Origin of the sequence: Micromonospora violae (assembly GCF_004217135.1) — a bacterium.
Classification (GTDB): Bacteria; Actinomycetota; Actinomycetes; order Mycobacteriales; family Micromonosporaceae; genus Micromonospora; species Micromonospora violae.
The window spans coordinates 2098288-2121212 of sequence record NZ_SHKK01000001.1 but is presented as its reverse complement, the minus strand read 5'-3'; the positions used below and the strand labels follow the sequence as shown (position 1 = coordinate 2121212).

Genomic DNA, 22925 nt, shown 5'->3' with positions numbered 1-22925 from the left:
AGGTGACGACGGTGACCGCCGGGCTGCTGCTGGCCGCCGGCGCGGGACGCCGCTACGGCCGGCCGAAGGCGCTGGTCGAGCTGGACGGTGAGCCGTTGGTACGGCGCGCGGTCCGGCTGCTCGGCGACGGCGGCTGCGCACCCGTGCACGTGGTGCTCGGCGCGGGCGCGGACCAGGTGCCCGACCTGCCCGGCGCGGTGTCGGTCCGGCACGACCGCTGGGCCGACGGGCTGGGCTCGTCGCTGCTGTGGGGCCTGGCCTCACTGCCGGTCGCCGTACCGGCCGCCGTCGTGGTCCTCGTCGACCAGCCGCTGCTCAGCCCGGTCGCGGTGCGCCGGGTACGCGCGGCGTACGCCGACGGTGCGGTCGTCGCGGTCGCCACCTACGCCGGCCGGCGCGGGCACCCGATCCTGCTGAGCCGGCCGACCTGGCCGCTGCTGAACGGGTACGCCGTCGGCGACCGGGGCGCCCGCGACCTGCTGCGCGACCGACCGGACCTGGTGGTCGAGGTGCCCTGCGACGACGTCGGCTCCCCGGTCGACGTGGACACCCCGGCCGACCTGCTCCGACTGACACCCCGGCCGACCTGCGCCGACTGACGCGGCGGCCGGCACCGGGGCCGGCCTGACACCGGGAACCGCGTCGGCCGGTCAGCGACGGGTGAGCCAGCGGGGCAGCCCTTCGCTGGTGACCGCGTGATAGGCGATCATGACGATGACGCCGATCAGGCCCAGCACCGGACTGACGAACCAGCCGAGCAGACCGCTGAGCCCGTACAGGATCAGGCCGGTGATCGGCCGCAGCCGCTGCGTCCGCACGTACGCGGGGGTGACCCGACGGTCCAGCAGCGCCGGGTGCCGGTGCAGGTAGCCGAAGAACACCAGCCAGGGGGCCGACATCAGGGCCGCGGCCAGGGCGTACAGGGCGACGGCAGCGCGTTGGTCGTCGGTGTCGCCGTGGGTGAACGCCGACGCCAGCACCGCCGTGGGGAAGGGAATGATCACCGCGCCGAACAGCACGGCGAGGTTGATCCAGCTCAACGCGAGAGTGGTGCCACGGATCAGCCGCAACAGCGCGTGGTGGTTGAGCCAGAGCACCCCGATGTAGACGAACGACACCACGAAGGCCAGGTAGGAGGCGCCCTCACCGAGCAGGCCGCTGAGCAGCTCGCCCTCGTGGTATTCCGGCACCCGCAGCTCGATGACCAGCAGCGTGATGACGATGGCGAAGACACCGTCGCTGAAGGCCGTCATCCGGTCGGTCGGGGAGACCCGCCCCCGGGGACCGGGCTGCTCGACCTCGTCGGGTGCTGCGGACATTGCCGCAGGCTAGCCACTGGACAACGCAGCCGGCGGCGGTTTCGGCCGATCGGTAGATGAACGGCCGCCCGGGGTCGACACCCGGGCGGCCACTCGCACCGCCCCCGTTCAGGCCACCGGCGTCGCCGTGCCGGTGGTGCGGGCGAGACGCTGGTGGGCGCGGATCAGCTCGGCGTAGCGCAGACCGCTCGCCTTCACCGTCCGGCGCTGGGTGGCGTAGTCGACGTGCACCAACCCGAAGCGCTTGTCGTAGCCGTACGCCCACTCGAAGTTGTCCAGCAGCGACCAGACGAAGTAGCCGTCCAGCGGAACACCCCGGGCAACCGCCGACGCGCAGGCGGCCAGGTGCTGCTCCAGGTGGTCGGTGCGCTCCTTGTCCTCCACCGTGCCGTCCGGGGTGACCTCGTCCGGCCACGCCGAGCCGCTCTCGGTGACGATGATCCGGCCCGGCCGGTACTCCTCGTGCACGTCGACGAGCAGCCGCTCCAGCCCCGCCGGGTACATCTCCCAGCCCATCGCGGTCTCCACCGAGCCCGGCACCGGCACCTGCCGGGCGTACGGCGCGACGCCCATCGGGTCGTCGACCACCAGCTGACGGAAGTAGTAGTTCACCCCGAGGAAGTCCGTCGGCGTGGCGATCACCGTCAGGTCGTCGCCGCGTACCGGCGGCTCGACCCCGTACGTGGCGATCATGTCGGCGGGGTAGCCGCGCCCGTGGATCGGGTCCAGCCACCACCGATTGACGTGCCCGTCCGCCCGGCGGGCCGCCGCGACGTCCTCGGGTCGGTCGGTCGCCGCCTCGATCGGGCTGAGGTTGAGCACCAGACCCACCGAGGCCGGCCGGGCGGCGTTGGCGCGGATCGCCTGGGTGGCCAGGCCGTGCCCGAGCAGCACGTGGTGCGAGGTGTGCACCGCGCGGGTGAGATCCCGCTCCCCGGGGGCCATCCGCCCCTCCAGGTGCCCGATCCAGGACACGCAGAGCGGCTCGTTGACGGTGTTCCAGTCGGCGACCCGGTCACCGAGGCGGGCGGCGACCACCGCCGCGTAGTCGGCGAACGCCTCGGCGGTGGCGCGCTGCGGCCACCCGCCCCGGTCCTGCAGCACCTGCGGCAGATCCCAGTGGTAGAGCGTGACGAACGGCCGGATCCCATCGGCGAGCAGCGTGTCGACGAGCCGATCGTAGAAGTCCAACCCGGCCCCGTTGACCCGCCCGACGCCGTCGGGCATGACCCGCGGCCAGGCCACCGAGAAGCGGTACGCGTCCACCCCGAGTCGGCGCAGCAGCGCCAGGTCCTCCGGCCACCGGTGATAGTGGTCGCACGCCACCGCGCCGGTGTCGCCGTTGTCGACGTTGCCCGGGGTCGCCGAGAAGGTGTCCCAGATGGACGGCGCCCGGCCGTCGACGTCGACGGCCCCCTCGATCTGGTACGCCGCGGTGGCGACACCCCAGAGGAAGTCGGGTGGCAGCTTGGACAGGTCGGGCACGGGACGGATCTCCTCTGGGGTTGACTGACTCACTTGACCGCGCCGGCGGTGAGGCCGGCGACGAAGTACCGCTGCAGGGCCAGGAACCCGACCACGACCGGGATGCTGACCACCAGCGAGGCGGCCATGATCTGGTTCCAGTAGACGTTGAACTGGGTGGAGTAGCCCTGCAGGCCGACGGCCAGGGTGCGGCTGCCCTCGTCGGTCATCACCGACGCGAAGAGCACCTCACCCCAGGCGGTCATGAACGCGTACACGGTGACCGCGACGACGCCGGGGACGGCGGCCGGCAGGATCACCTGGAACAGGGTGCGCAGCGGACCGGCACCGTCGACCTGCGCCGCCTCGTCCAGACCCCGGGGGATCGAGTCGAAGTAGCCGACCAGCATCCAGATCGAGAACGGCAGCGAGAAGGTCAGGTACGTGATGACCAGGCCGGTACGGCTGGCGTACAACTCGATGCCGGTGGCGTTACCCAGGTTGACGTAGATGAGGAACAGCGGCAGCAGGAACAGGATGCCGGGGAACATCTGGGTGGACAGCACCGTCACCGAGAAGACACCCCGGCCGCGGAACCGGTACCGGCTCACCGCGAACGCGGCGAAGATGGCCACCGCCACCGAGCAGACCGCCGCGATGCTCGACACCACCAGACTGTTCACCAGGTACCGGGCCAGCGGCACGGTGCTCCACATGTCGACGAACGGTTGCAGGGTGGGTCGGCTGGGCCACCAGGTGAAGCCGTTCTGCACGTCCTGCAACGGCTTTGCCGCCGAGGTGACCATCACGTACAGCGGGATGACGACGAAGAGGGCGAGCAGGGTCAGCACGATGCGCCGGCCCCACCGCTCACCGGCGGTCTCACGCATGGTCGTCCCTCCGACGGTTGGTGATCAGCAGATACCCGGCCGAGACGACCAGCAGGAACAGCAGCAGCGCCACCGACATCGCCGACCCGGAGCCGAAGTCCCAGGTCTTGAAGGAGCTGCGGTAGATGTGGATGGAGATGAGGTCGGCCTGCTCCGGTGCCGAGCCGCCGAACAGCACGAACGGGGTGTTGAAGTCGTTGAACGTCCACAGGAACAGCACCAGCAGCAGCACCAGGTTGACCGGCCGCAGCATCGGCAGGGTGACCGAGCGCAGCCGGCGCCAGAACCCGGCGCCGTCGATCGCGGCGGCCTCGTACAGCTCACCGGGCACGTTCTGCAGCCCGGCCATCAGGCAGAGGAACGCGAACGGCCAGTTGCGCCAGACCGACACCACCAGCAGCGAGGCGAAACTGTTGTCGCCGATCAGCCAGAACGGCCGGTCGTTGAGCAACCCGAGCTGGTCGACGAGGACGTGGTTGACCAGGCCGGTGTCGCGTTGCAGCAGGAAGCTCCACGTGATCACGGCGGCGTAGACCGGCAGCGCGTACGGGGTGAGGAACAGCGCCCGCAGGAGCGCCCGTCCCCGAAACGGCCGTTGCAGGACGACCGCGGCGGAGATGCCGAGCAGCCAGGCGAAGCCGACCGAGAGCAGGCTGTAGGCGAGGGTGACCCAGAACGAGTGCAGCAGCTCCTTGCCGGCGGCGCTGTTCAGGTCGAGCGTCGCCCGGTAGTTCTCGAACCCGACGAAGGGCGCGGTGGACCAGTCGCGGATGTGGAACTGGGTCAGCTCCAGCAGGCTCATCCAGACCCCGACGGCCATCGGGACCACGTGGACGGCGAGTTCCAGCACGACGGCCGGGGCGAGCAGCAGATACGGCAGGAGCGAGCGGCGCGGGCCGCGGGGCCGGCGGACCGGTCCCCGGGCCGGCGACCCGGCCCGGGGTTCGCGCCGGTCGGCGTCCGGCGCGGTGGTGCTGGTTGCCATCGGGGTCCTCTCGGAGGCGGTGGCCGTGGCCGGGCTCAGCGCCCGACCACGGCCACCGGTGACGCCTGGGTCAGCGCATCTTCTGCTGCGCGTCGGTCAGCTTGGCCTTCACCGACTCCTCGGTGACCGGCTTGCCGCTGGCGGCGTCGGCGAACAACTCCTTCATCGCGGTGCCGACCAGGGTCTCGAAGGTGCTCTCCTCGGGCACCTGCGGCAGCGGGGCCGCGGTGGTGACCAGGGTCTCCTGGATGGTCTTCTGCTCGGTGGCGGTGAACGCCGGGTCGGAGGCCGCGGTCTTCACCGCCGGCAGCGAGCCGTACGTGCGGTTGAGGATCGTCTGCTCCTCGTCGCTGGTCATGAACTTCACGAAGCTCAGCGCGCCGTCGCGGTTCTTGGTGTGCTTGAAGACCGCCATGTTGATCCCGGCGACCATGCTGTTGACCTTCTTGCCACCGGCCGGCGGGTTGGCCAGGAACGGCACCGGGGCCACCCCGTACGCGTCGGCGGGCATGTTCTGCGTCTTCAGGTTCGACCCGGCGGACTGCCAGAGCAGCATGGCCGCCTTGCCGTTGGCGAAGTCGGAGACCGACTGGTTCTGCGCGTACTCGGCGTTGCTCGGGTTGGTGATCTTGTCGGCGGCCATGAAGTCGATGTACCGCTTGATCGCCGAGACGTTCTGCGGGGTGTCGAAGGTCGGCTTGCCGGCCGAGTCGAACCACTCGCCGCCGTACTGCTGGCTGAAGGTGAAGGCGTGGTGGGCGTTCTCCGACGGGTTGGCCCCCTCGATCGCCAGGCCCCACGTGCCGCCGGTGCTCAGCTTCTTGCCGTACTCGACGACCTGCTCCCAGGTGGTGGGGGGTGCGGTGATGCCGGCGTCGGCGAACAACTTCTTGTTGTAGTACAGGCTGTACGCCATGCTGTAGAGCGGCACGGCGGCCGGCGGTTTGCCGGGGGCGCCGGCGGCGGCGAGCGCGGCGGGCACGATCCGGTCCTTGCCGCCGACGGCCGTCAGGGCGGCGTCGTCGAACTCGACCAGCGCGCCGGTGGCCTGCAACGACGCCGACCAGGTGTTGCCGATGTTGACCACGTCCGGGCCCTTGCCGGAGGTGGCGGCGGCCAGCAGGCGGTTGAGCAGGTCCGACCAGGGGACCACCTCGACGGTGACCTTGATGCCGGTCTGCTTCTCGAACTTGTCCAGCTCCGGCTGGAGGATGGTCTTGTCGGCCTCCAGGCTGGCGCCCTGGTTGCTGGCCCAGTAGGTGAGCGTCTTGGCGCTGGCGGCGGAGTCGTCGCCGGAGCCGCCGCAGGCGGTCAGCGAGGCGGCGGCCAGTACGGCGGCGGTGAATATCCCGAGGTGTCGTCTCGACACGGGTCAGCCCTTCCGGTGCGTGGTGGGGGTCCGCCGACCGTCGTCGTCGATAGGGGTCGGGGCGACGAGGGTCGGCTGCGGACAGGGTTCGGGGGTGCGCCGTCGAGGTCCGTCGGCGTTTCCCGGGAGTTACATCACGGCTTAATTTATGTCGTCATTAAAGTTGCTGGCCGGTGGGTCGTCAAGCACGAGGCGGTTACAGTCGCCTCGAACGGCCGACGGGAACGAGGTGACGAGTGGAGCTGGCGCGTGCCACCAACCGCAGCGTGCGGCTGCGCAACAGGTCCGCCCTGCTGACCAGGCTCTTCCTGGACGGCCCGCTCACCCGGCAGGATCTGGTGCGCAGCACCGGGCTGAGCCAACCCGCGGTCAGCAACGTGGTGGCCGACCTGATCGACGAAGGGCTGGTCGCCGAGGCCGGGGCCGCCGAGTCCGACGGCGGCCGGCCCAGCATGCTGCTACGGATCGCACCCCGCTTCGCCTTCGTGATCGGCGTGGACGTCGGCGAGACCCGGGTCCGGGTGGAGCTGTTCGACTTCGCGATGACACTGCTGGCCAGCGTCGAGTACCCGCTCGACCCGGCCCGTACCGAGCCCGACCTGGTGGCCGGGCACGTGCTGGCCGGCATCGACGCGGTGACCGGGCCGGCCGGGGTGGCCCCCGCCGACGTGCTCGGCGTCGGCATCGGCGTCTCCGGCGTGGTCGAGCAGGGCAGCGAAGCCGTCGTGCACGCCCAGGCCCTCGGCTGGGACCGGGTGCCGCTGGAGCGTCTGATCGCCGCCGGCACCGACCTGCCGCTGCACATCGACAACGGCGCGAAGACCCTCGGCCAGGCCGAGATGTGGTTCGGCGCCGGGCGGGGCGCCCGGCACGCCGTCTTCGCGTTGGTCGGCTCCGGGGTGGGCGCGTCGGTGGTCACCAACGGCGCGACCTACCGGGGCGCGTCCAGCAGCGCGGGGGAGTGGGGGCACACCACCCTGGTGTACGGCGGCCGGGCCTGCCGGTGCGGCGCGCGCGGCTGCCTGGAGGCGTACGTGGGCGCGGAGGCGATCATCGACCGCTACCGGGAGGCGCGCCGGGGTCGACCGGTGCCGGGCGAGGACGAGGAGTCCCAGATCGCCGCGCTGGTCGCCGCCGCCGAGACCTCGGCCACCGCCCGCCGGGTGCTGGACGACACCGCCGGCTACCTCGGTGCCGGGGTGGCCAACCTGATCAACCTGTTCAACCCGGAGCGCGTGGTGCTCGGCGGCTGGGCGGCGATGGCGCTGGGCGACCTGCTGCCGGCGGTGCGGGAGGCTGCCGGCCGGCAGGCGCTGCGTCAGCCGTACGGGCAGGCGTCGATCGAGCTGTGCCGGCTCGGGGTGGACGCGGTGGCGCTGGGCGCGGCCACCCTCCCGATCGCCCGCTTCCTCACCGCGGGCGGCGTCCGCCGTTGAGCGGGGACGACGTCAGCGCCGTCGGCAAATTACACAAAAAGAATCGTCGGGATAAATAACAGTCTTATAGATCGATGTCTTGACGCCGCCGCAATCTCGCCGCAACACTCCTACGAGAGCGCTCTCCGACCCGCGACGCCGCATCGGCGGCACCACCCACGGCGCCACGGGGCGAGCCGATCCCATCCGCGCGGCACCCCCCGTAACCCCCTATCGACAGGTGATGTCATGACATCTCGTGCAACATCCGTACGCCCGCGTCCGCGACGGGCCGTCCGGCACCTGCTGGTCGGACTCACCGTGGCCCTGGTCGCGGCACTCACCCCGACCGGCCCCACCGCGCCCGCGCAGGCCGCGCCCACCCTGCTGTCCCAGGGCCGCCCCGCCACCGCCTCGTCCACCGAGAACGCCGGCACCCCGGCCGCCGCCGCCGTCGACGGCAACACCGGCACCCGCTGGGCCAGCGCGTTCAGCGACCCGCAGTGGCTCCAGGTCGACCTGGGCACCCGGGCCACCCTCAGCCAGGTGAACCTGCTCTGGGAGGGCGCGTACGGCCGGGCCTTCCAGCTCCAGACCTCCGACGACGGGGCCACCTGGACGACGATCTACTCCACCACCACCGGCACCGGCGGCACCCAGAACCTCACCGTCACCGGCACCGGCCGCTACGTACGGATGTACGGCACCGCCCGGGGCACCGGCTACGGCTACTCGCTCTGGGAGTTCCAGGTGTACGGCGAGACCGGCGGCAGCACGCCGACCTGCGGCAGCACCAACGTTGCCCAGGGCAGTCCGGCGACCGCCTCGTCCACCCAGGACGCCGGCCTCGCGGCGGCCGCGGCGGTCGACGGCAACCCCGGCACCCGCTGGGCCAGCGCCGCCAGCGACCCGCAGTGGCTGCGCGTCGACCTCGGCAGCACCCGCACCATCTGCCGGGTGGTGCTCACCTGGGAGGCCGCGTACGCACGGGCCTTCCAGCTCCAGACCTCGACCGACGGGGCCACCTGGACGACGATCCACTCCACCACCACGGCCACCGGCGGCACGCAGTCCCTGACCGTCAGCGGCACCGGCCGCTACCTGCGGATGTACGGCACCGTCCGGGGCACCGCCTACGGCTACTCGCTCTGGGAGTTGGCGGTGAACACCATCGGCGGCACCAGCGAGCCCCCGGTCGGCACCACCGACCCGTACAACCCCAACCTCGGCCCGAACACGTTCGTCTTCGACCCGAGCACGCCGACGTCGACCATCCAGAGCCGACTGAACACCCTCTTCACCCAGCAGGAGACCAACCAGTTCGGTCCGCAGCGCTACGCGGTGCTGTTCAAGCCCGGCACCTACACCGCCGACGTCAACCTCGGCTTCTTCACCCAGGTCGCCGGGCTCGGCATGAGCCCCGACGACGTCAACCTCAACGGCCACGTCCGTACCGAGGCGTTCTGGATGGGCGGCAACGCCACCCAGAACTTCTGGCGGGCCGCCGAGAACCTCTCGGTCACCCTGCCCGCGGGGCAGACCGTGGAGCGGTGGGCGGTGTCCCAGGCCGCGCCGTACCGGCGGATGCACCTGCGCGGCGGGCAGAACCAGATCCAGCTCTGGAACGGTGGCGACGGCTGGTCCAGCGGCGGACTGCTGGCCGACACCCGCATCGACGGCCTGGTCGTCTCCGGCTCGCAGCAGCAGTGGTACTCCCGCAACAGCGAGTTCGGCAACGGCTGGACCGGCTCGGTCTGGAACATGGTGTTCCAGGGTGTCGTCGGCGCACCGGCGCCGAGCTTCCCGAACCCGTCGCACACCGTCATCGCGCAGACCCCGCAGGTCCGGGAGAAGCCGTTCCTCTACGTCGACGGCACCGGCGAGTACCGGGTCTTCGTGCCCGCGCTGCGCGCCAACTCCACCGGCACCAGCTGGTACAACAAGACCCCGGCTGGCTCGTCCATCTCGCTGTCGCAGTTCTTCGTGGTCCAGCCCGGCACCAGCGCCGCCACCATCAACGCGGCCCTCGCCCAGGGACGGCACCTGCTCTTCACCCCGGGCGTGCACCATGTCACCGAGCCGATCCAGGTCAACCGGGCCGACACGATCGTCCTCGGTCTGGGTCTGGCCACCATCCAGGCCGACAACGGCGCGGTGGGGATGCGGGTGGCCGACGTGGACGGTGTGAAGGTGGCCGGCCTCATGTTCGAGGCCGGCACGACGAACTCGCCGGTGCTGATGGAGGTCGGGCCGTCCGGCTCGTCCGCGAGCCACGCCACGAACCCGACCTCACTGCACGACGTGTTCTTCCGCATCGGCGGGCCGCACGTCGGTAAGGCCACCAACACGCTGACCGTCAACAGCGACAACGTGATCGGCGACCACATGTGGCTGTGGCGGGCCGACCACGCCGCCAGCGGCGTACCGACCGGGTGGACGCTGAACACCGCTGACACCGGGCTCACCGTCAACGGCGACAACGTCACCATGTACGGCCTCTTCGTCGAGCACTACCAGAAGTACCAGACCATCTGGAACGGCAACGGTGGGCGGACGTACTTCTATCAGAACGAGCTGCCGTACGACGTACCGAACCAGGCGGCCTGGATGAACGGGTCGACCCGCGGCTACGCCGCGTACAAGGTGGCCGATTCGGTGACCAGTCACCAGGCGTGGGGGCTGGGCAGCTACAGCTACTTCAACGTCAACCCCGCCGTGGTCGAGGAGCGATCGTTCGAGGTGCCCACCAACCCGAACGTGCGCTTCACCAACATGGTCACCGTCTCGCTCGGTGGCGTCGGCACCATCAACCGGGTGATCAACAACGCCGGTGGCACCGCCAACGCGGCCAACCAGACGGTGTACCTGACCACCTACCCCTGACCCGGGCGCCCGCGCCGGCCCCGGTCGTCTCATCAGACCGGGTCAGCAGGGGTCGCACCGTGGGCCGAGCCGGCCCGGTCCCGCCGAGACCGGGCCGGCTACGGTCGTGCCAGCACCTCCGTCGCCGCCCGCTCGCCGGCGCGCACCGCACCCTCCAGGTAGCCGGTCCAGCGGGTCGCCGTCTCGGTACCCGCCCAGTGCACCCGGCCCACCGGCGTCCGCAGGTGCGGACCGTACGCGTTCCAGGCCCCAGGGGTGAGCGCACCGCAGAAGCAGCCCCGCGTCCACTCCTCGGTCGACCAGTCGTACTCCACGAGGTCGACGGGGTCACCGGCGGCCGGCCCGACGACTGCGGCGAACGCGTCCAGCAGGCACTGCCGCCGCTGCTCGGGAGACATCTCGCGCAGCACGGCGGCGTCCGAGGCGTAGCTGAAACCGGTCAACACCCCGAGCGACGAGGTCGGTGTGGAGTTGTCGACCGTCTCGGTGAGCGGGCCGGTGGTGCTGGTGGACACCCCGGAGAGCCCGTCGGCGCGCCAGAACGGCTCCGGGTAGACGGCGTGCACCTTCAGGGCCGAACCCATCGGCATCCGCTGGGTCAACCCGTCGCGCAGCGGGGGCAGCGGCGGGGCGTACCGGATTCGGCCCGCCAGAGCGGGGGCCAGCGCGACGACCAGGAAGTCGCCGTTCACGCGCCCGGTGTCGGTCCACGCCGTCACCCCGTCGACGTTCTGCTCGACGGCCCGCACCGGTGCGGCCAACGTCAGCGCCTCCGGTGGCAGGGCGGCGGCCATCCGCTCGGCCAACGCCGGTGGTCCGCCCACGATCCGGTCCTGCTGCGCGCCGCCCGCCATCCCCAGCAGGGGCCCGGTCCCGCCGGCGCTGCGCAGGTAGAGCAGCAGATGCAGCAACGACACCTCGTCCGCGCCGGTGGCCAGCAGCCCGCCGGCGAGCAGTCGCCCCAGGTAGTCGGCGGTATCGTCGTCTCCGGCCGTGGCGCGCAGCCAGCCGCCGAGAAGCGTCCGGTCCCACTGCGCGGCCTCCGGCGCCTGCCAGGGCGCGGTCGGGTCCAGGCGGGCGGCGTACTCGTCGAGCAGGCCGAGGACCCGTGCGCCCCGCGCCGGCGGCTCGGCCCGGCGCTCGCCGCCCCAGAGAACGGTGGGCGCGCCGAGCGCCGCCGACGGGAACGTGGTCAGCCCGTGCTCGGCGACCAGCGCGTACATCCGGTCCTGTGTCGGGCCGATCCACTGCGCGCCCAGGTCGAGTTGGGTCGCGTCGGGCAGCCAGCGGGTCAACACCCGACCTCCCACCCGGTCGCGGGCCTCCAGCAACCGCACCTGTGCGCCGGCGCGGGTGAGCGCCAGCGCGGCGGCGAGCCCGGAGAAACCGGCGCCGACCACGACCACCCGCAAGCCGTCGGCCACACCGGGGGTCTACCCACAACCGCCGAAGGCATGACTACCGGCGCCCGTAGCGGCTGCCCGCCTCGGTCGCGGCTGCGGCTCGGGCGGATCGTGCCCCTGCCCTCCGTCCTTTGCTCTGCACCCGCGGAGGCACCACCCGGGCTGGCGCCCCCGTCGCATTCGTGGGTGCAGAGCAAAGGACGCGCCCCCACCGGGCCTTGGGCGGGCCGGGCCTTGGGCGGGCCGCCGAGCTTTCATCGACGTGCCGGACCTGGACGACGCCCTGGACTGGGGTCGACGCTACGCGCTGGCTACCGCGCCGCCGATCGAGGTCCGCCCCCTGGGCCGTACCAGATCCAGGCCGCGATCGCCGCCGTGCACAGTGTCGCGGCGCGCGCCGCCGACACCGACTGGGGCCAGATCCTGCAGAATTACGACCACCTGACGGCGCTCGCCCCAGCCCGGTGGTTGCGCCGAGCCGGGCTGTCGCCCTCGCCGAGGTGGCCGAACCGGGCTGTCGCCCTGACGGACAACGCGGCCGGACGGGCCTTTTTTACCGCCCGCGCGACGGCCCTGGCGCCGCAGTGGCCCGGCGCGGGCGCTACTGGTCCGCCGCCGTCGACCGGCGCGTCGGTTGGCCGGGAACGGTCGGCGGGTCGGCGATGATGCCGCCCATCACGTCTTTGACGTTGGGCACCTGGGCGAGTTCGCCCAGCCCTTCGACGTAGCGCAGCAGCCGGAGCTGCATCGCCGCCAGCTCCGCGCGGCACGCCGCGTCGTCGGGCCAGGCCGACTCGGGCCGGTCGGGGTTGGCCTGCTCCCACGCTCGCAGGCGCGGATGCCAGGTGGAGAGGAAAGGCCGAAGCTCGTTGTTGAGCATGGCGATCCCGAGGTGTTCGACGGTCGGGCGACCGGTGGTCCGAATGGTGGGCGCGGCCTGGCTCAGCACCTCCCGGGTGATCCCGAACAGCTGGTAGAGCGAGGTCAGCGCCTCCCGGACGAGGCCGGTGCCGGCCGCCAGCGGCTGGCCGGACACCCGGGTGACCGCCTCGACGAACAGCCGCCACGCGGTCTGCTTGTTGTCCCGGGTGACGGCGAACCGCAGCTCACTGAACTGCGGAACCGAGACGGTCACCTCCGCCAACTGGAAGAACCGCGAGTAGGCGGACGCCACCACCGCCGCGACGCCACCCGCCGTCGTGCCGCAGAGCGCGAAGAGCGCCGGCCCGGTCAGTCGGCTGGCCAGATAGACCGCCAACCCCACGGCGGCACCGGCCACCAGACCCAACGCGATGTGGAACCACCGGGAACCGCGCCAACGCATCAGCATTTTTGCATCTTCCCAAATTTCCGCCACCTCGATGGTACGGCCACGTCGCGCGCGAACGCGTTTGCCGAGCGGCGAGCCGGGAACCCGAACGGCCCCGGCCACGGGTCCACCCGTGGTCGCCGCAGTGGATGGAGGGTGATCATGGCGTACCGTCCGGCAACGGTCACGGACACCGCACCCGACCTGTCCATCCTCACGCTCGGCGTGGAGGAGGAGTTCCTGCTGATCGACCCCGTCAGCGGCCGGAACCTGCCCGTCGCCGACCAGGTGCTCGCCGCGCTGCGGGGTCCCGCCCGGGAACAGAGCCGCCAGGAGTTCCGGCACAGCATGGTGGAGATGGTCACCCCGGTCTGCGCCGACCTCGGCGAGCTGCGCGCGCACCTGGTGACGCTGCGCCACTCCGCCGCCGAGGCCGCCGCGGCGGCCGGGGCGCGACTGGTGGCGGTCGGTGCCACCCCGGTGACCGAACCGCACCGGACGGTCCCCGACGAACCGCGCTACCACGCGATGTCGCGCCGGTACGGGCCGGTGGCGCACGACCCGGCGGTGTGCGGCTGTCACGTGCACGTCGGGCTGCCGGACCGGGAACTGGCCGTGCAGGTCTGCAACCACCTGCGGGTGTGGCTGCCGGTGGTGCAGGCGATCACCACCAACTCACCGCTGCACGACGGGTACGACACCGGGCACGCCAGTTGGCGCTCCATGCAGTTGGAACGCTGGCCCAGCATCGGTCCGACCCCGTACTTCGACTCCGCCGCCGACTACGACCGCACGGTCGACGAGCTGATCGCCGCCGGCATCATGCTCGACGCGGCGATGGTCTACTGGTACGCCCGGCCGTCGTCGACGTACCCGACGGTGGAGGTGCGCGTCGGTGACGTCTGCTCGGACGTGGACGACACGGTCCTGGTCGCCGCGCTGGTCCGGTCCCTCGTCGCCACCGTCGCCGACGACGTACGCGACGGCGTGACCGCCCCGAACGTTCGGGACTGCCTGGTCGCGGCGGCGCACTGGCGGGCCGCCCACGACGGTCTCGACGGCGAGCTGATCGACCTGCGGGGCGGTGGCACCCGGCCGGCCTGGGCGTTGGTCGACGAGTTGATGGCGGTGATCGCCCCGGCCCTGCTGCGTCACGGCGACCTCGGTTACGTGTTGGCGCAGCTGGCCCGGCTGCGCCGCGACGGCACCGGCGCGACCCGGCAGCTGCGGGTGCTGGAGCGGACCGGGGACCTGCGCGCGGTCATCGACGACCTGGTCGCCCGCACCGCCGCCGTCTGACCGGGTACGCGTCAGCTGATGTCGTGCGTCTGGAGCCACAACTCCAGTAGGCCGAGCTGCCACAGCTTGTTGCTGCCGGCCGCCGCCTCCGCCTGGTCCGGCTCGGCGAGCAGACGGGCCACGTACTCCGGGCGAAACAGCCCCCGCTCCCGCGCGGCCGGCGCCTGCAACGCCTCGGCGACCAGTTCGCGTACCGGGCCGTCCACGTTGCGCAGCGCCGGCACCGGAAAGTAGCCCTTGGGCCGGTCGATCACCTCGGCGGGCAGCACCTCCCGGGCCACCTCCTTGAGCACGCCCTTACCGCCCTGGGCGACCTTGTGCTCCGGCGGGCAGTGCGCGGCCAGGGTGACCAGGTCCTGGTCGAGGAAGGGCGTGCGCACCTCCAGACCCCACGCCATGCTCATGCTGTCCACCCGCTTGACCGGGTCGTCGGGGAGCATCAGGTGGGTGTCCAGGCGAAGGACGGCGTCCAGCGCGGTCTGCGCCCCGGGCGCGGCGAGGTGCCCGGTGAGCAGGTCCCGGCTGGCGTCGCGCTCCAACGCGTACGACGGGCCGACGACGCGGCGCAGCTCGTCATGGTCCCGGTCGAAGAACGCGGCGGCGAACGTCTCGGCGGCGCCGTGCCGGGGCGCGTCGACCAGCGGCTGGTGGTAGCCGTAACCGGCGAACACCTCGTCCGCGCCCTGCCCCGACTGGGCCACCTTCACGTGTCTGGCGACCTGCTCGGAGAGCAGGTGGAAGGCGACCACGTCGTGGCTGCCCATCGGCTCGGTCATGGCCAGCACGGCCTGTCGTACGGCGGGCACCAGGTCGTCGTCGGCCAGGCGGATCCGGTGGTGGTCGGTGTCGTACGCGCGGGCCACCAGGTCGGAGTAGTGGAACTCGTCGCCGGACTCGCCGTCGCGGCTGTCGAAGCCGATGCTGAAGGTGCGCAAATGTTGCTGGCCGGCCTCGGCGAGCAGCGCCACGATGAGGCTGGAGTCCAGTCCGCCGGAGAGCAGCACCCCCACCGGTACGTCGGCGACGAGTCGTCGGCGTACCGCCGCGCGCAGCGCGTCGCCGATCGCGGCCCGCCAGTCGGCGGCGTCCATCCCCGCGTCGGCGGGCTCCCGCACGTAGTCGGGTCGCCAGTACACCTCCTCGCGGCTGCGCCCGTCCGCCTCGATCACCCGCAGGGTGGCCGGCGGCAGCTTGCGGACACCGCGCAGCACGGTGCGCGGCGCGGGCACGATGGAGTGCCAGGACAGGTAGTGGTGCAGCGCCACCGGGTCGATGTCGGTGTCGACGTCGCCGGCCCGCAACAGCGCGGGCAGGGTGGAGGCGAACCGCAGCCGCCCCGGGGTCTCGGCGAGGTAGAGCGGTTTGATGCCGAGCCGGTCGCGGGCCAGGATCAGCCGCCGCCGGGCCCGGTCGACCAGCCCGATCGCGAACATGCCGACCAGGTGGTCGACGAACCGTTCACCCCAGTGCGCGTACGCCACCAGGATCACCTCGGTGTCGCTGGTGGATCCGAAGGCGTACCCGGCGCGGCGCAGCTCCTCACGCAGCTGCGGGTAGTTGTAGATGCAGCCGTTGAAGACCAGCGCCAGGCCGAGGTCGTCGCGGACCATCGGCTGCCCGCCCGCGTCGGACAGGTCGATGATGGTCAGCCGGCGGTGGCCGAGGGTCACCCAGCCGTCAGTGAACAGGCCCTCGTCGTCCGGGCCGCGTGAGCGCATCGCCTCGGTCATCCGGGTGACCGCCGCCGCGTCGGGTGAGCGGCCGTCGAATCGCGCCTCCCCGCTGATCCCGCACATCAGCCGGGGCGGTGGTGGTTCAGGGCAGACATGGCCCCTCCTGTCAGGTCTCCCCGACTGGTGGTGGCGGGGCCCGCGGTGGGAACGGGGGCGCTGGCTACCCGGGCAGCGGGCGGGCAAACCCGCAGGTGAGACCCGCGTCCGGGTCAGCCTCGGAGGGTACGCAGGATGCGGGCCAGCTCGGCGCGGTCGGTGTCGTCGAGGTGGCCGAAGAAGCGGTCCGCCTCGGCGCGGCGGGCGGCCCGGATGGCGGTGCTGACGCGGTCGCCCTGCTCGGTGAGCGCGACCAGGGTCGCCCGCCGGTCGGCCGGGTCGGGGCGGCGCTCGACCAGCCCACGGGTCTGGAGGTCATCGACGACCTCGGTCGCGGAGCGGGGCGCGATGCGCAGGTGCTCGGCGAGGGTGCCGGGGCGAACCTCGCCGTGGCGGGCCAGCACGCCGAGCGCCCGGGACTGGCTGGGGGTGACATCCCAGGGCGCCAGCGCGTCCCGGGTCTGCCGGCGCAGGTGGGACGCCACCGCCCAGAACGTCTCCGCCAGGCTCTCGTCGTCGGCGCTGTCGACGGTGTGCTCGGTCACCGGAATACGGTAGCAGGAGATGTGGTTGCTACCTCATGATGAGGTAACCTCAGCAATGTTGTCGACGAGAGGCAGTGTCCCCTTGGAACCCACCCCGATGGGCCGCGATCGCGGCCACCGCACCCTCAGCGCCGAAGAGAAGACGCAGGCCCGCCAGGTGTCGCTGCGCCGCATCGGCCGCCTGTTCACCCCCCACCGGCCCGCGTTGGCCGCCGTCACCGCGATCATCGTGCTCTCCTCGATCATCGCGATGGCCAGCCCGTTCCTGCTCCGCGCGGTGATCGACCGGGCGCTGCCGCAGGGCGACGTGACCCTGCTGGTCTGGCTGGTCCTCGGCATGGTCGCCGTCGCCGCGGTGACCTCCGCGCTCGGTGTCGTGCAGACCTGGATCTCCACCCAGGTGGGCCAGCGGGTCATGCACCGGCTGCGCACCGACGTCTTCAGTCACCTCCAGCGCCAGTCGCTCGGCTTCTTCACGCGCACCCGCACCGGCGAGGTGCAGTCCCGGATCACCAACGACATCGGTGGCATGCAGTCGGTGGTCACGTCCACCGCCACCGCCGTCGCCGCCAACCTCACCACCGTGGTCGCCACCACGGTCGCCATGGTCGCGCTCTCCTGGCAGCTCTCCCTGGTCTCGCTCGTGGTGCTGCCGCCGGCCATCTGGCTGACCCGCCGGGTCGCCCGGATGCGCCGCGAGATCACCGCCCAGCGCCAACGTGAACTCGCCGACCTCAACGTCACCGTCGAGGAAGGGCTCTCGATCAGCGGCGTCCAGTTGGCCAAGACCCTCGGCACCGGGCCCGCGCTGATCGACCGGTTCACCGCCTCCTCGGCCCGACTGGTCGACCTGGAGCTGCGCAGTGAGCTGGCCGGCCGCTGGCGGATGGCCTCGATGAGCATCATCTTCGCCGCCGTACCGGCGGTCATCTACCTCGCCGCCGGGCTGCCCGGCACCGCCGGCACGCTGAGCATCGGCACCCTGGTCGCCTTCACGGCCCTACAGGGCGGCCTGTTCCGGCCACTGATGGGGCTGCTCAACGTGGGTGTCTCGCTCACTGCGTCGCTGGCGCTCTTCGCCCGGATCTTCGAATACCTGGACCTGCCGGTCGACGTGGCCGACCCCACCGAGCCGGTCCGCCTCGACCCCCGCCGCGTACGTGGGCACCTGCGCCTGGAGGACGTCACGTTCGGCTACCCCGGCAGCGACACCGCCGCTCTCGCCGGGATCACCCTGGACGTGCCCGCCGGCACCAGCCTCGCCCTGGTCGGCGAGACCGGCTCCGGCAAGAGCACCCTCGCCGGGCTGGTCAGCCGGCTGCACGACCCGACCGCCGGCCGGATCACCGTCGACGGCGTCGACCTGCGCGACCTGCGCCTGGCCGACCTGGCCGCGATCGTGGGCGTGGTCAGCCAGGAGACGTATCTGCTGCACACCACCGTCCGGGAGAACCTGCGCTACGCCCGGCCGGAGGCCACCGACGCCGAGATCGAGGACGCCGCCCGCGCCGCCCAGATCCACGACCTCATCGCCGGGCTGCCCGACGGGTACGACACCATGGTCGGATCGCGCGGCCACCGGTTCTCCGGTGGGGAGAAGCAGCGCCTCGCCATCGCCCGGACGCTGCTGCGGGACCCGCGCATCCTGGTCCTCGACGAGGCCACCAGCGCGCTGGACACCGAGACCGAACGGGCCGTGCAGCAGGCCTTCGACGCGCTCGCCCAGGGGCGCACCACGATCACCATCGCGCACCGGCTCTCCACGGTCCGCGACGCCGACCAGATCGCGGTGCTCGACCACGGCCGCGTCGTCGAGGCCGGCACCCATGACAGCCTGCTGAACCGCAACGGCCGCTACGCCACCCTGGCGGCCTGAATCCCGGTTCACAACCGTCTCGAAACAGTCTTAGAACTGTCTCATTATGACGCGGTCAGGTGCCGGTAGACGGTGGCCCGCGAGACACCCAGCTCGGCGGCGATGGCGTTCACCGAATGGGTGCCCGCCGCGTGCATCCGCCGGGCCGCCTCGATCTGATCCCGGCGCAGCGCAGGTGGCCGTCCCGGCCGCCGACGCCGGCTCGCCATCGCCGCACCGCCGCTCACGCCCGACGGCGTCGTCGGGGCCGCGCCGCCCGGGGCCGCGTCCCTCGCGGTCGCGCGTGGCGGTGTTTCCCCCGCTGGCGCCGGGATCGTCGTGCGCGCCCCGCCCGCCGGCGTCCCGGCGTCCGCGGGCAGCGGTGCCAGCAGCCGGCGTACGCCGTCGAGCATGTCGGCGCGCAGCACCTCGTCGGGTACGTCGGTGAAGAACACGATCGGATCACTGCACGCCGCGATGGCCTGCACCGCGCGGACCCGCTCCCGACGCCCGGCGTCCGGCCCCGCGATGAGGTCGTTGGCGCGCATCGCGATCACTATCAATCGGTGGTACGTGTCGCCACGGCCGACCAGCGCGATGTCGTGGAAGAGCATCCCGAGCGGCCGGCGATGGGCGAGCATGATGTCCACCCAGCCCTCCAGGACCGCCCACCTGGCCTGCTCGGTGGGCTGTGCCTGGGCCGAGTCGAGCAGTGCCTCCAGGTCCGCCAACAACGGCTCGACCAGGGCGGCGAGCAGATTCTCCTTGGCCGGGAAGTGATACAGGATCGCGGTCTTGGTGAGCCGTAGCCGCTCGCCGATCTGGCGCAGCGAGGTGCGCTGGTAGCCGTGTTCGGCGAACAGGTCGAGCGCGGCGCGCAGGATCCGGGTGCGGGTGTCGTCCGCGGGATCGGCGGTCATGCCGGCCAGCCTAGCGACGTCCTGACCGATGGGCACAATGACCGTTGATTCCACTGACCATCGGTCAGTACAGTGAGGGTGGTCGACGCAGCCAACGGCAGGAGGGGCGATGCCCGTCATCTCGATCGGCAATCTGGTCAAGACGTTCGGCGCCATCCGGGCACTCGACGGGCTGGACCTGCACGTCGAGCAGGGAGAGGTGCACGGCTTCCTCGGGCCCAACGGCTCCGGAAAGTCCACCACCATCCGGATTCTGCTCGGGCTCCTCCGCCGCGACTCCGGCGACGCCCAGGTGCTCGGCGCTGACCCGTGGCGCGACGCGGTCCGCCTGCACCGCCGGCTGGCGTACGTGCCGGGAGACGTCAATCTCTGGCCCAACCTCACCGGCGGGGAAGCCATCGACCTGCTCGGTCAGCTGCGCGGCGGCCTCGACCGACGCCGCCGCGACGAGCTGCTGCACCGCTTCGACCTGGACCCGACGCGCCGCTGCCGCACCTACTCCAAGGGCAACCGGCAGAAGGTCGCCATCGTCGCCGCCTTCTCCTCCCCGGTGGAGCTGTACGTGCTCGACGAGCCGACGTCCGGCCTCGACCCACTGATGGAGGCGGTGTTCCAGGACGAGGTCCGGCGGGTCAAGCACGCCGGAGCCACCGTGCTGCTCTCCAGCCACGTGCTCGCCGAGGTCGAGGCGCTCTGCGACCGGGTCAGCATCATCCGCGAGGGCCGCACCGTCGAATCCGGCACCCTCACCGAGCTGCGCCACCTCACCCGCACGGCGGTGACCGTCGAGACCACCCGCCCGGTCACCGGCCTGGACACGCTGCCCGGCGTGCACGACGTGCACGAGGTCAATGGCCGCACCCACCTGGAGGTCGAACCCGCCCACCTCGACGAGCTGCTCGGCCAGCTCATCCGTTTCGGCGTCCGCGCGCTGACCAGCACGCCACCCACCCTGGAGCAGCTCTTCCTGCGCCACTACGGTGACGACCCCGCCGCCGCGGCACCGGGCACCCCGGCCGCCGCCGCGGCAGGCGCTCCCGCCGCCGACGCCTCGCACGCCGACGCCCCGCAGGGGGGTGCCCGGTGACCACCCTCACCGGCACGACCCGGCTGGCCCGGCTCGTCCTGCGCCGCGACCGGATCCGCCTGGCCATCTGGATCCTCGGCACGCCCCTGCTCGGCTACGCCCTGGCCGGCAGCGTCGCCGGCATCTACCCGGACCAGGAGGCCCGGTTGGGCTACGCCGTCACCTCGGCGTCCAGCCTGGTCGCCCGTGCCTTCAACGGCCCCATCCACGGCACCGACCTCGGTGCCGTGGTGGTCGCCGAGACGTACGTGACGTTGGCCCTGATCGTCGCGCTGCTGAGCACCTTCGCGGTGACCCGGCACACCCGCCAGAACGAGGAGACCGGTCGCGCCGAACTGCTCGGTGCCTCCGTCGTCGGCCGGTACGCGCCGCTGACCGCCGCGCTGCTCGTCATCGTCGCGGCGAACGCCCTGGCCGCCGTAATGCTCGCGGTCGCGCTGGTCGGCGCCGGTCTGCCGCTCGCCGGGTCCGTCGCGGCAGCGGCCGCGATCGGCGGTGTCGGGGTCGCCTTCACCGCGATCGCCGCGGTCACCGCCCAGCTCTCCGTCACCGCACGCGGCGCCAACGCCCTCGCCGCCGCCACGGTCGGGCTCTCCTTCGTACTGCGCGCCGCCGGCGACGTGCTCGGCGAGCAGAGCGCCGACGGCACCCGGGTGCAGAGCGCCTGGCCGTCGTGGATCTCCCCGCTCGGGTGGGGCAACCAGGTACGAGCCTTCGACGGTGAACGCTGGTTGGTGCTCGCCCTGCCCGTCGCGCTGCTGCTCGCCGGAGTGGTGGCGGCGTACGCCCTCGCCGAGCGACGCGACCAGGGCGCCGGGCTGATCGCCCCCCGCCGCGGCCCCTCGACCGGCGCGCCACGGCTGCTCAACCCCGCCGGTCTGGCCTGGCGGATGCAGCGCGGCACGCTACTCGGCTGGGCGGTCGGGGTGGCCGTACTCGGCTTCTCCATGGGTATCGCCGGCGACGAGTTCAACGACATGATCGGCGCGAATCCGGCCGCCGCCGAAGCGATCAACGCGATGGGTGGCGGAGCCGACCTGATCAACGCGTACCTGGCCGCGATGCTCGGCCTCTTCGCCCTGACCATCGGCGCGTACGTGGTGCAGGCCCTGCTCCGGGTACGCGGCGACGAAGCCGACGGGGTGCTGGAGGCCGCCCTGGCCACGGCGGTCAGCCGCACCCGCTGGCTCGGCACCCAGGTGCTCGCCGCGACGCTCGGCGCGGTCGCCCTGCTGCTGCTCGCCGGCGTGAGCACCGGCCTCGGCTACGGCATCGTCACCGGCGACCCGCTCGGCCAGGCCGTCGAGCTGGGTGGTGCCGCGCTGCTGCGCCTGCCCGCCCTGCTCGTCGTCGCCGGGGTGGTCACCGCGCTCTTCGGGCTGCTGCCCCGCTGGTCGGTCGTGCTGTCCTGGACGGCGCTGCTGGTCTTCCTGCTCCTCGGGCAACTCGGCGCGGTGCTGGAGCTGCCGCAGGCCGCGCTCAACGTCTCGCCGTACACCCATGTGCCGTCCGTGCCCGCGGTCGACCCGGCAGCGCTTCCCCTGCTGGTGCTGGCGGCGGTGGCCGCGGCGCTGCTCGCCGTCGGCGTGGCAGCCTTCCGCCACCGCGACGTCCCGTCCTGACCCTGCGTTTCTTGATCGTTGGCAGTGGAGCGACTCGAAACGCCGACACCAGCCCTCTTCAACTGCCACCGATCACCTGAGCAGCTAGCACATCTGGGCGGCGGCCGGGTGTTCGTGCACAGGTTGGCCGGTGTCCACAGAGGGCGGTGGGGTGTGGTTGCGGAGGGTGGGGCGGGGCGTCACGGTTCGGTGCGTGAACTCGGTGCTTCGGGAACTCGTGGAGCTTGGCGCAGGGCTGGTGACGCGCGGGGCGGCCGGGCAGGTGGTGCCGTCGTGGACTCTTCGCCAGGCCTGTCGTAACGGCGAATTGGTACGGGTGCTGCCCGAGGTGTTCGTGGCGGCGCACCTCGTCGGTGGGCGACCCGGTGCCCCGGCTCTGAGTCGACTCGACCCGGCCCTTAGTCTGCGGGCGGCTCTCGCCTGGGCCGGCGGAGACGGCGCGCTCAGTCATCTCAGTGCGCTCGCCGTGTGGGGGTTGCGCTCGGAGGAGGTTGGTGACCTCGTGCACCTGAGCACACCGGCGAGTGCGAGCCTGCGGTCCCGGCCCGGGGTGATCGTGCATCGACGCCGTGGCCTGAGCATCGAGCCGCCGCAGGTGGTCGTCCGGCGAAGCATGATGGCGATCGTGTGCGCGGTTTGTTGGACGCTGCCGCGACACTGGGGCTTCCTCGACCGGGGAGGTGCCTTGTGCCATACGTGAGGTCACACACCAGGAAAGGTGGCGCGCGAGT

At 72.0% G+C, this 22925-nt stretch carries 18 protein-coding genes; 8 read left to right on the top strand and 10 right to left on the bottom strand.

Going from position 1 to position 22925, the window contains the following annotated elements:
- The first annotated feature begins 11 nt into the window (after positions 1 to 11).
- The gene (locus EV382_RS09665; protein WP_244236609.1) at positions 12 to 599 is read left to right on the top strand and encodes a nucleotidyltransferase family protein; all 588 of its coding nucleotides are present in this window, start codon (positions 12 to 14) and stop codon (positions 597 to 599) included.
- Positions 600 to 650: 51 nt separating this feature from the next.
- On the opposite strand, the gene EV382_RS09660 is transcribed toward EV382_RS09665, so the two are convergent.
- The 5 genes from EV382_RS09660 to EV382_RS09640 all read right to left on the bottom strand — a co-directional run bounded on the left by EV382_RS09660 (position 651) and on the right by EV382_RS09640 (position 6027).
- Positions 651 to 1319 carry a TMEM175 family protein gene (locus tag EV382_RS09660; RefSeq protein ID WP_130401225.1) on the bottom strand — a complete coding sequence of 223 codons (669 nt, stop codon included), beginning with the start codon at positions 1317 to 1319 and terminating at the stop codon, positions 651 to 653.
- Positions 1320 to 1427: 108 nt separating this feature from the next.
- On the bottom strand, positions 1428 to 2804 hold the full coding sequence (locus EV382_RS09655; protein WP_130401224.1) for a GH1 family beta-glucosidase: 1377 nt from the start codon (positions 2802 to 2804) through the stop codon (positions 1428 to 1430).
- A gap of 29 nt (positions 2805 to 2833) precedes the next feature.
- Positions 2834 to 3673 carry a carbohydrate ABC transporter permease gene (locus EV382_RS09650; RefSeq protein WP_130401223.1) on the bottom strand — a complete coding sequence of 280 codons (840 nt, stop codon included), beginning with the start codon at positions 3671 to 3673 and terminating at the stop codon, positions 2834 to 2836.
- The gene (locus tag EV382_RS09645) at positions 3666 to 4658 is read right to left on the bottom strand and encodes a carbohydrate ABC transporter permease (RefSeq protein WP_130401222.1); all 993 of its coding nucleotides are present in this window, start codon (positions 4656 to 4658) and stop codon (positions 3666 to 3668) included. Before EV382_RS09645 ends, EV382_RS09650 begins: the two co-directional genes overlap by 8 nt.
- Before the next feature lie 70 nt (positions 4659 to 4728).
- Positions 4729 to 6027: an ABC transporter substrate-binding protein gene (locus EV382_RS09640; RefSeq protein ID WP_130401221.1), complete on the bottom strand. Its 1299-nt coding sequence runs from the start codon at positions 6025 to 6027 to the stop codon at positions 4729 to 4731.
- A gap of 236 nt (positions 6028 to 6263) precedes the next feature.
- Here EV382_RS09640 and EV382_RS09635 point away from each other — a divergent pair, with 236 nt between their 5' ends.
- Entirely contained in the window at positions 6264 to 7463 is a 1200-nt protein-coding gene (locus EV382_RS09635) for an ROK family transcriptional regulator (RefSeq protein ID WP_130401220.1), read from the top strand.
- 228 nt (positions 7464 to 7691) lie between these two features.
- Entirely contained in the window at positions 7692 to 10325 is a 2634-nt protein-coding gene (locus tag EV382_RS09630; protein ID WP_130401219.1) for a discoidin domain-containing protein, read from the top strand.
- Positions 10326 to 10423: 98 nt separating this feature from the next.
- Here the strand turns inward: EV382_RS09630 and EV382_RS09625 are convergent, their stop codons facing one another.
- Both EV382_RS09625 and EV382_RS09615 read right to left on the bottom strand, forming a co-directional pair.
- A complete protein-coding gene (locus EV382_RS09625) occupies positions 10424 to 11749 on the bottom strand; it encodes a flavin monoamine oxidase family protein (protein WP_130401218.1) in 1326 nt (441 codons plus the stop codon).
- A gap of 580 nt (positions 11750 to 12329) precedes the next feature.
- The gene (locus tag EV382_RS09615; RefSeq protein ID WP_130401217.1) at positions 12330 to 13058 is read right to left on the bottom strand and encodes a hypothetical protein; all 729 of its coding nucleotides are present in this window, start codon (positions 13056 to 13058) and stop codon (positions 12330 to 12332) included.
- Between the two features lie 141 nt (positions 13059 to 13199).
- On the opposite strand from EV382_RS09615, the gene EV382_RS09610 reads away from it, so the two are divergent.
- Positions 13200 to 14336, top strand: a complete 1137-nt coding sequence (locus EV382_RS09610; RefSeq protein WP_130401216.1) for a carboxylate-amine ligase — start codon at positions 13200 to 13202, stop codon at positions 14334 to 14336.
- An 11-nt stretch (positions 14337 to 14347) separates the two neighbouring features.
- Here EV382_RS09610 and EV382_RS09605 read toward each other — a convergent pair whose 3' ends face one another.
- Positions 14348 to 16132, bottom strand: coding sequence for an N-acetylglutaminylglutamine amidotransferase (locus EV382_RS09605; protein WP_130401215.1), 1785 nt, complete (start codon positions 16130 to 16132; stop codon positions 14348 to 14350).
- 146 nt (positions 16133 to 16278) lie between these two features.
- A complete protein-coding gene (locus EV382_RS09600) occupies positions 16279 to 16710 on the bottom strand; it encodes a MarR family winged helix-turn-helix transcriptional regulator (protein ID WP_130401214.1) in 432 nt (143 codons plus the stop codon).
- Between the two features lie 97 nt (positions 16711 to 16807).
- Between EV382_RS09600 and EV382_RS09595 the strand changes: the two genes are divergently transcribed.
- A complete protein-coding gene (locus EV382_RS09595) occupies positions 16808 to 18586 on the top strand; it encodes an ABC transporter ATP-binding protein (protein WP_208758588.1) in 1779 nt (592 codons plus the stop codon).
- Positions 18587 to 18630: 44 nt separating this feature from the next.
- Here EV382_RS09595 and EV382_RS09590 read toward each other — a convergent pair whose 3' ends face one another.
- A complete protein-coding gene (locus EV382_RS09590; protein WP_165435752.1) occupies positions 18631 to 19485 on the bottom strand; it encodes a TetR family transcriptional regulator in 855 nt (284 codons plus the stop codon).
- A gap of 109 nt (positions 19486 to 19594) precedes the next feature.
- Here EV382_RS09590 and EV382_RS09585 point away from each other — a divergent pair, with 109 nt between their 5' ends.
- The 3 genes from EV382_RS09585 to EV382_RS09575 all read left to right on the top strand — a co-directional run bounded on the left by EV382_RS09585 (position 19595) and on the right by EV382_RS09575 (position 22894).
- Positions 19595 to 20572: an ABC transporter ATP-binding protein gene (locus tag EV382_RS09585; protein WP_130401211.1), complete on the top strand. Its 978-nt coding sequence runs from the start codon at positions 19595 to 19597 to the stop codon at positions 20570 to 20572.
- Positions 20569 to 22194 carry an ABC transporter permease gene (locus EV382_RS09580; protein WP_130401210.1) on the top strand — a complete coding sequence of 542 codons (1626 nt, stop codon included), beginning with the start codon at positions 20569 to 20571 and terminating at the stop codon, positions 22192 to 22194. The genes EV382_RS09585 and EV382_RS09580 overlap by 4 nt, the downstream gene beginning before the upstream one ends.
- A gap of 193 nt (positions 22195 to 22387) precedes the next feature.
- Positions 22388 to 22894 carry a hypothetical protein gene (locus tag EV382_RS09575; protein WP_208758355.1) on the top strand — a complete coding sequence of 169 codons (507 nt, stop codon included), beginning with the start codon at positions 22388 to 22390 and terminating at the stop codon, positions 22892 to 22894.
- The last annotated feature ends 31 nt before the right edge of the window (positions 22895 to 22925 follow it).

Excerpts from the sequence above, each read along its gene's own strand:
- EV382_RS09660 (WP_130401225.1), bottom strand. The coding sequence starts at position 1,319 with ATGTCCGCAGCACCCGACGAGGTCGAGCAGCCCGGTCCCCGGGGGCGG.
- EV382_RS09610 (WP_130401216.1), top strand. The coding sequence starts at position 13,200 with ATGGCGTACCGTCCGGCAACGGTCACGGACACCGCACCCGACCTGTCC.
- EV382_RS09650 (WP_130401223.1), bottom strand. The coding sequence starts at position 3,673 with ATGCGTGAGACCGCCGGTGAGCGGTGGGGCCGGCGCATCGTGCTGACC.
- EV382_RS09630 (WP_130401219.1), top strand. The coding sequence starts at position 7,692 with ATGACATCTCGTGCAACATCCGTACGCCCGCGTCCGCGACGGGCCGTC.
- EV382_RS09605 (WP_130401215.1), bottom strand. The coding sequence starts at position 16,132 with ATGTGCGGGATCAGCGGGGAGGCGCGATTCGACGGCCGCTCACCCGAC.
- EV382_RS09615 (WP_130401217.1), bottom strand. The coding sequence starts at position 13,058 with ATGCTGATGCGTTGGCGCGGTTCCCGGTGGTTCCACATCGCGTTGGGT.
- EV382_RS09585 (WP_130401211.1), top strand. The coding sequence starts at position 19,595 with ATGCCCGTCATCTCGATCGGCAATCTGGTCAAGACGTTCGGCGCCATC.
- EV382_RS09595 (WP_208758588.1), top strand. The coding sequence starts at position 16,808 with ATGGGCCGCGATCGCGGCCACCGCACCCTCAGCGCCGAAGAGAAGACG.
- EV382_RS09590 (WP_165435752.1), bottom strand. The coding sequence starts at position 19,485 with ATGACCGCCGATCCCGCGGACGACACCCGCACCCGGATCCTGCGCGCC.
- EV382_RS09645 (WP_130401222.1), bottom strand. The coding sequence starts at position 4,658 with ATGGCAACCAGCACCACCGCGCCGGACGCCGACCGGCGCGAACCCCGG.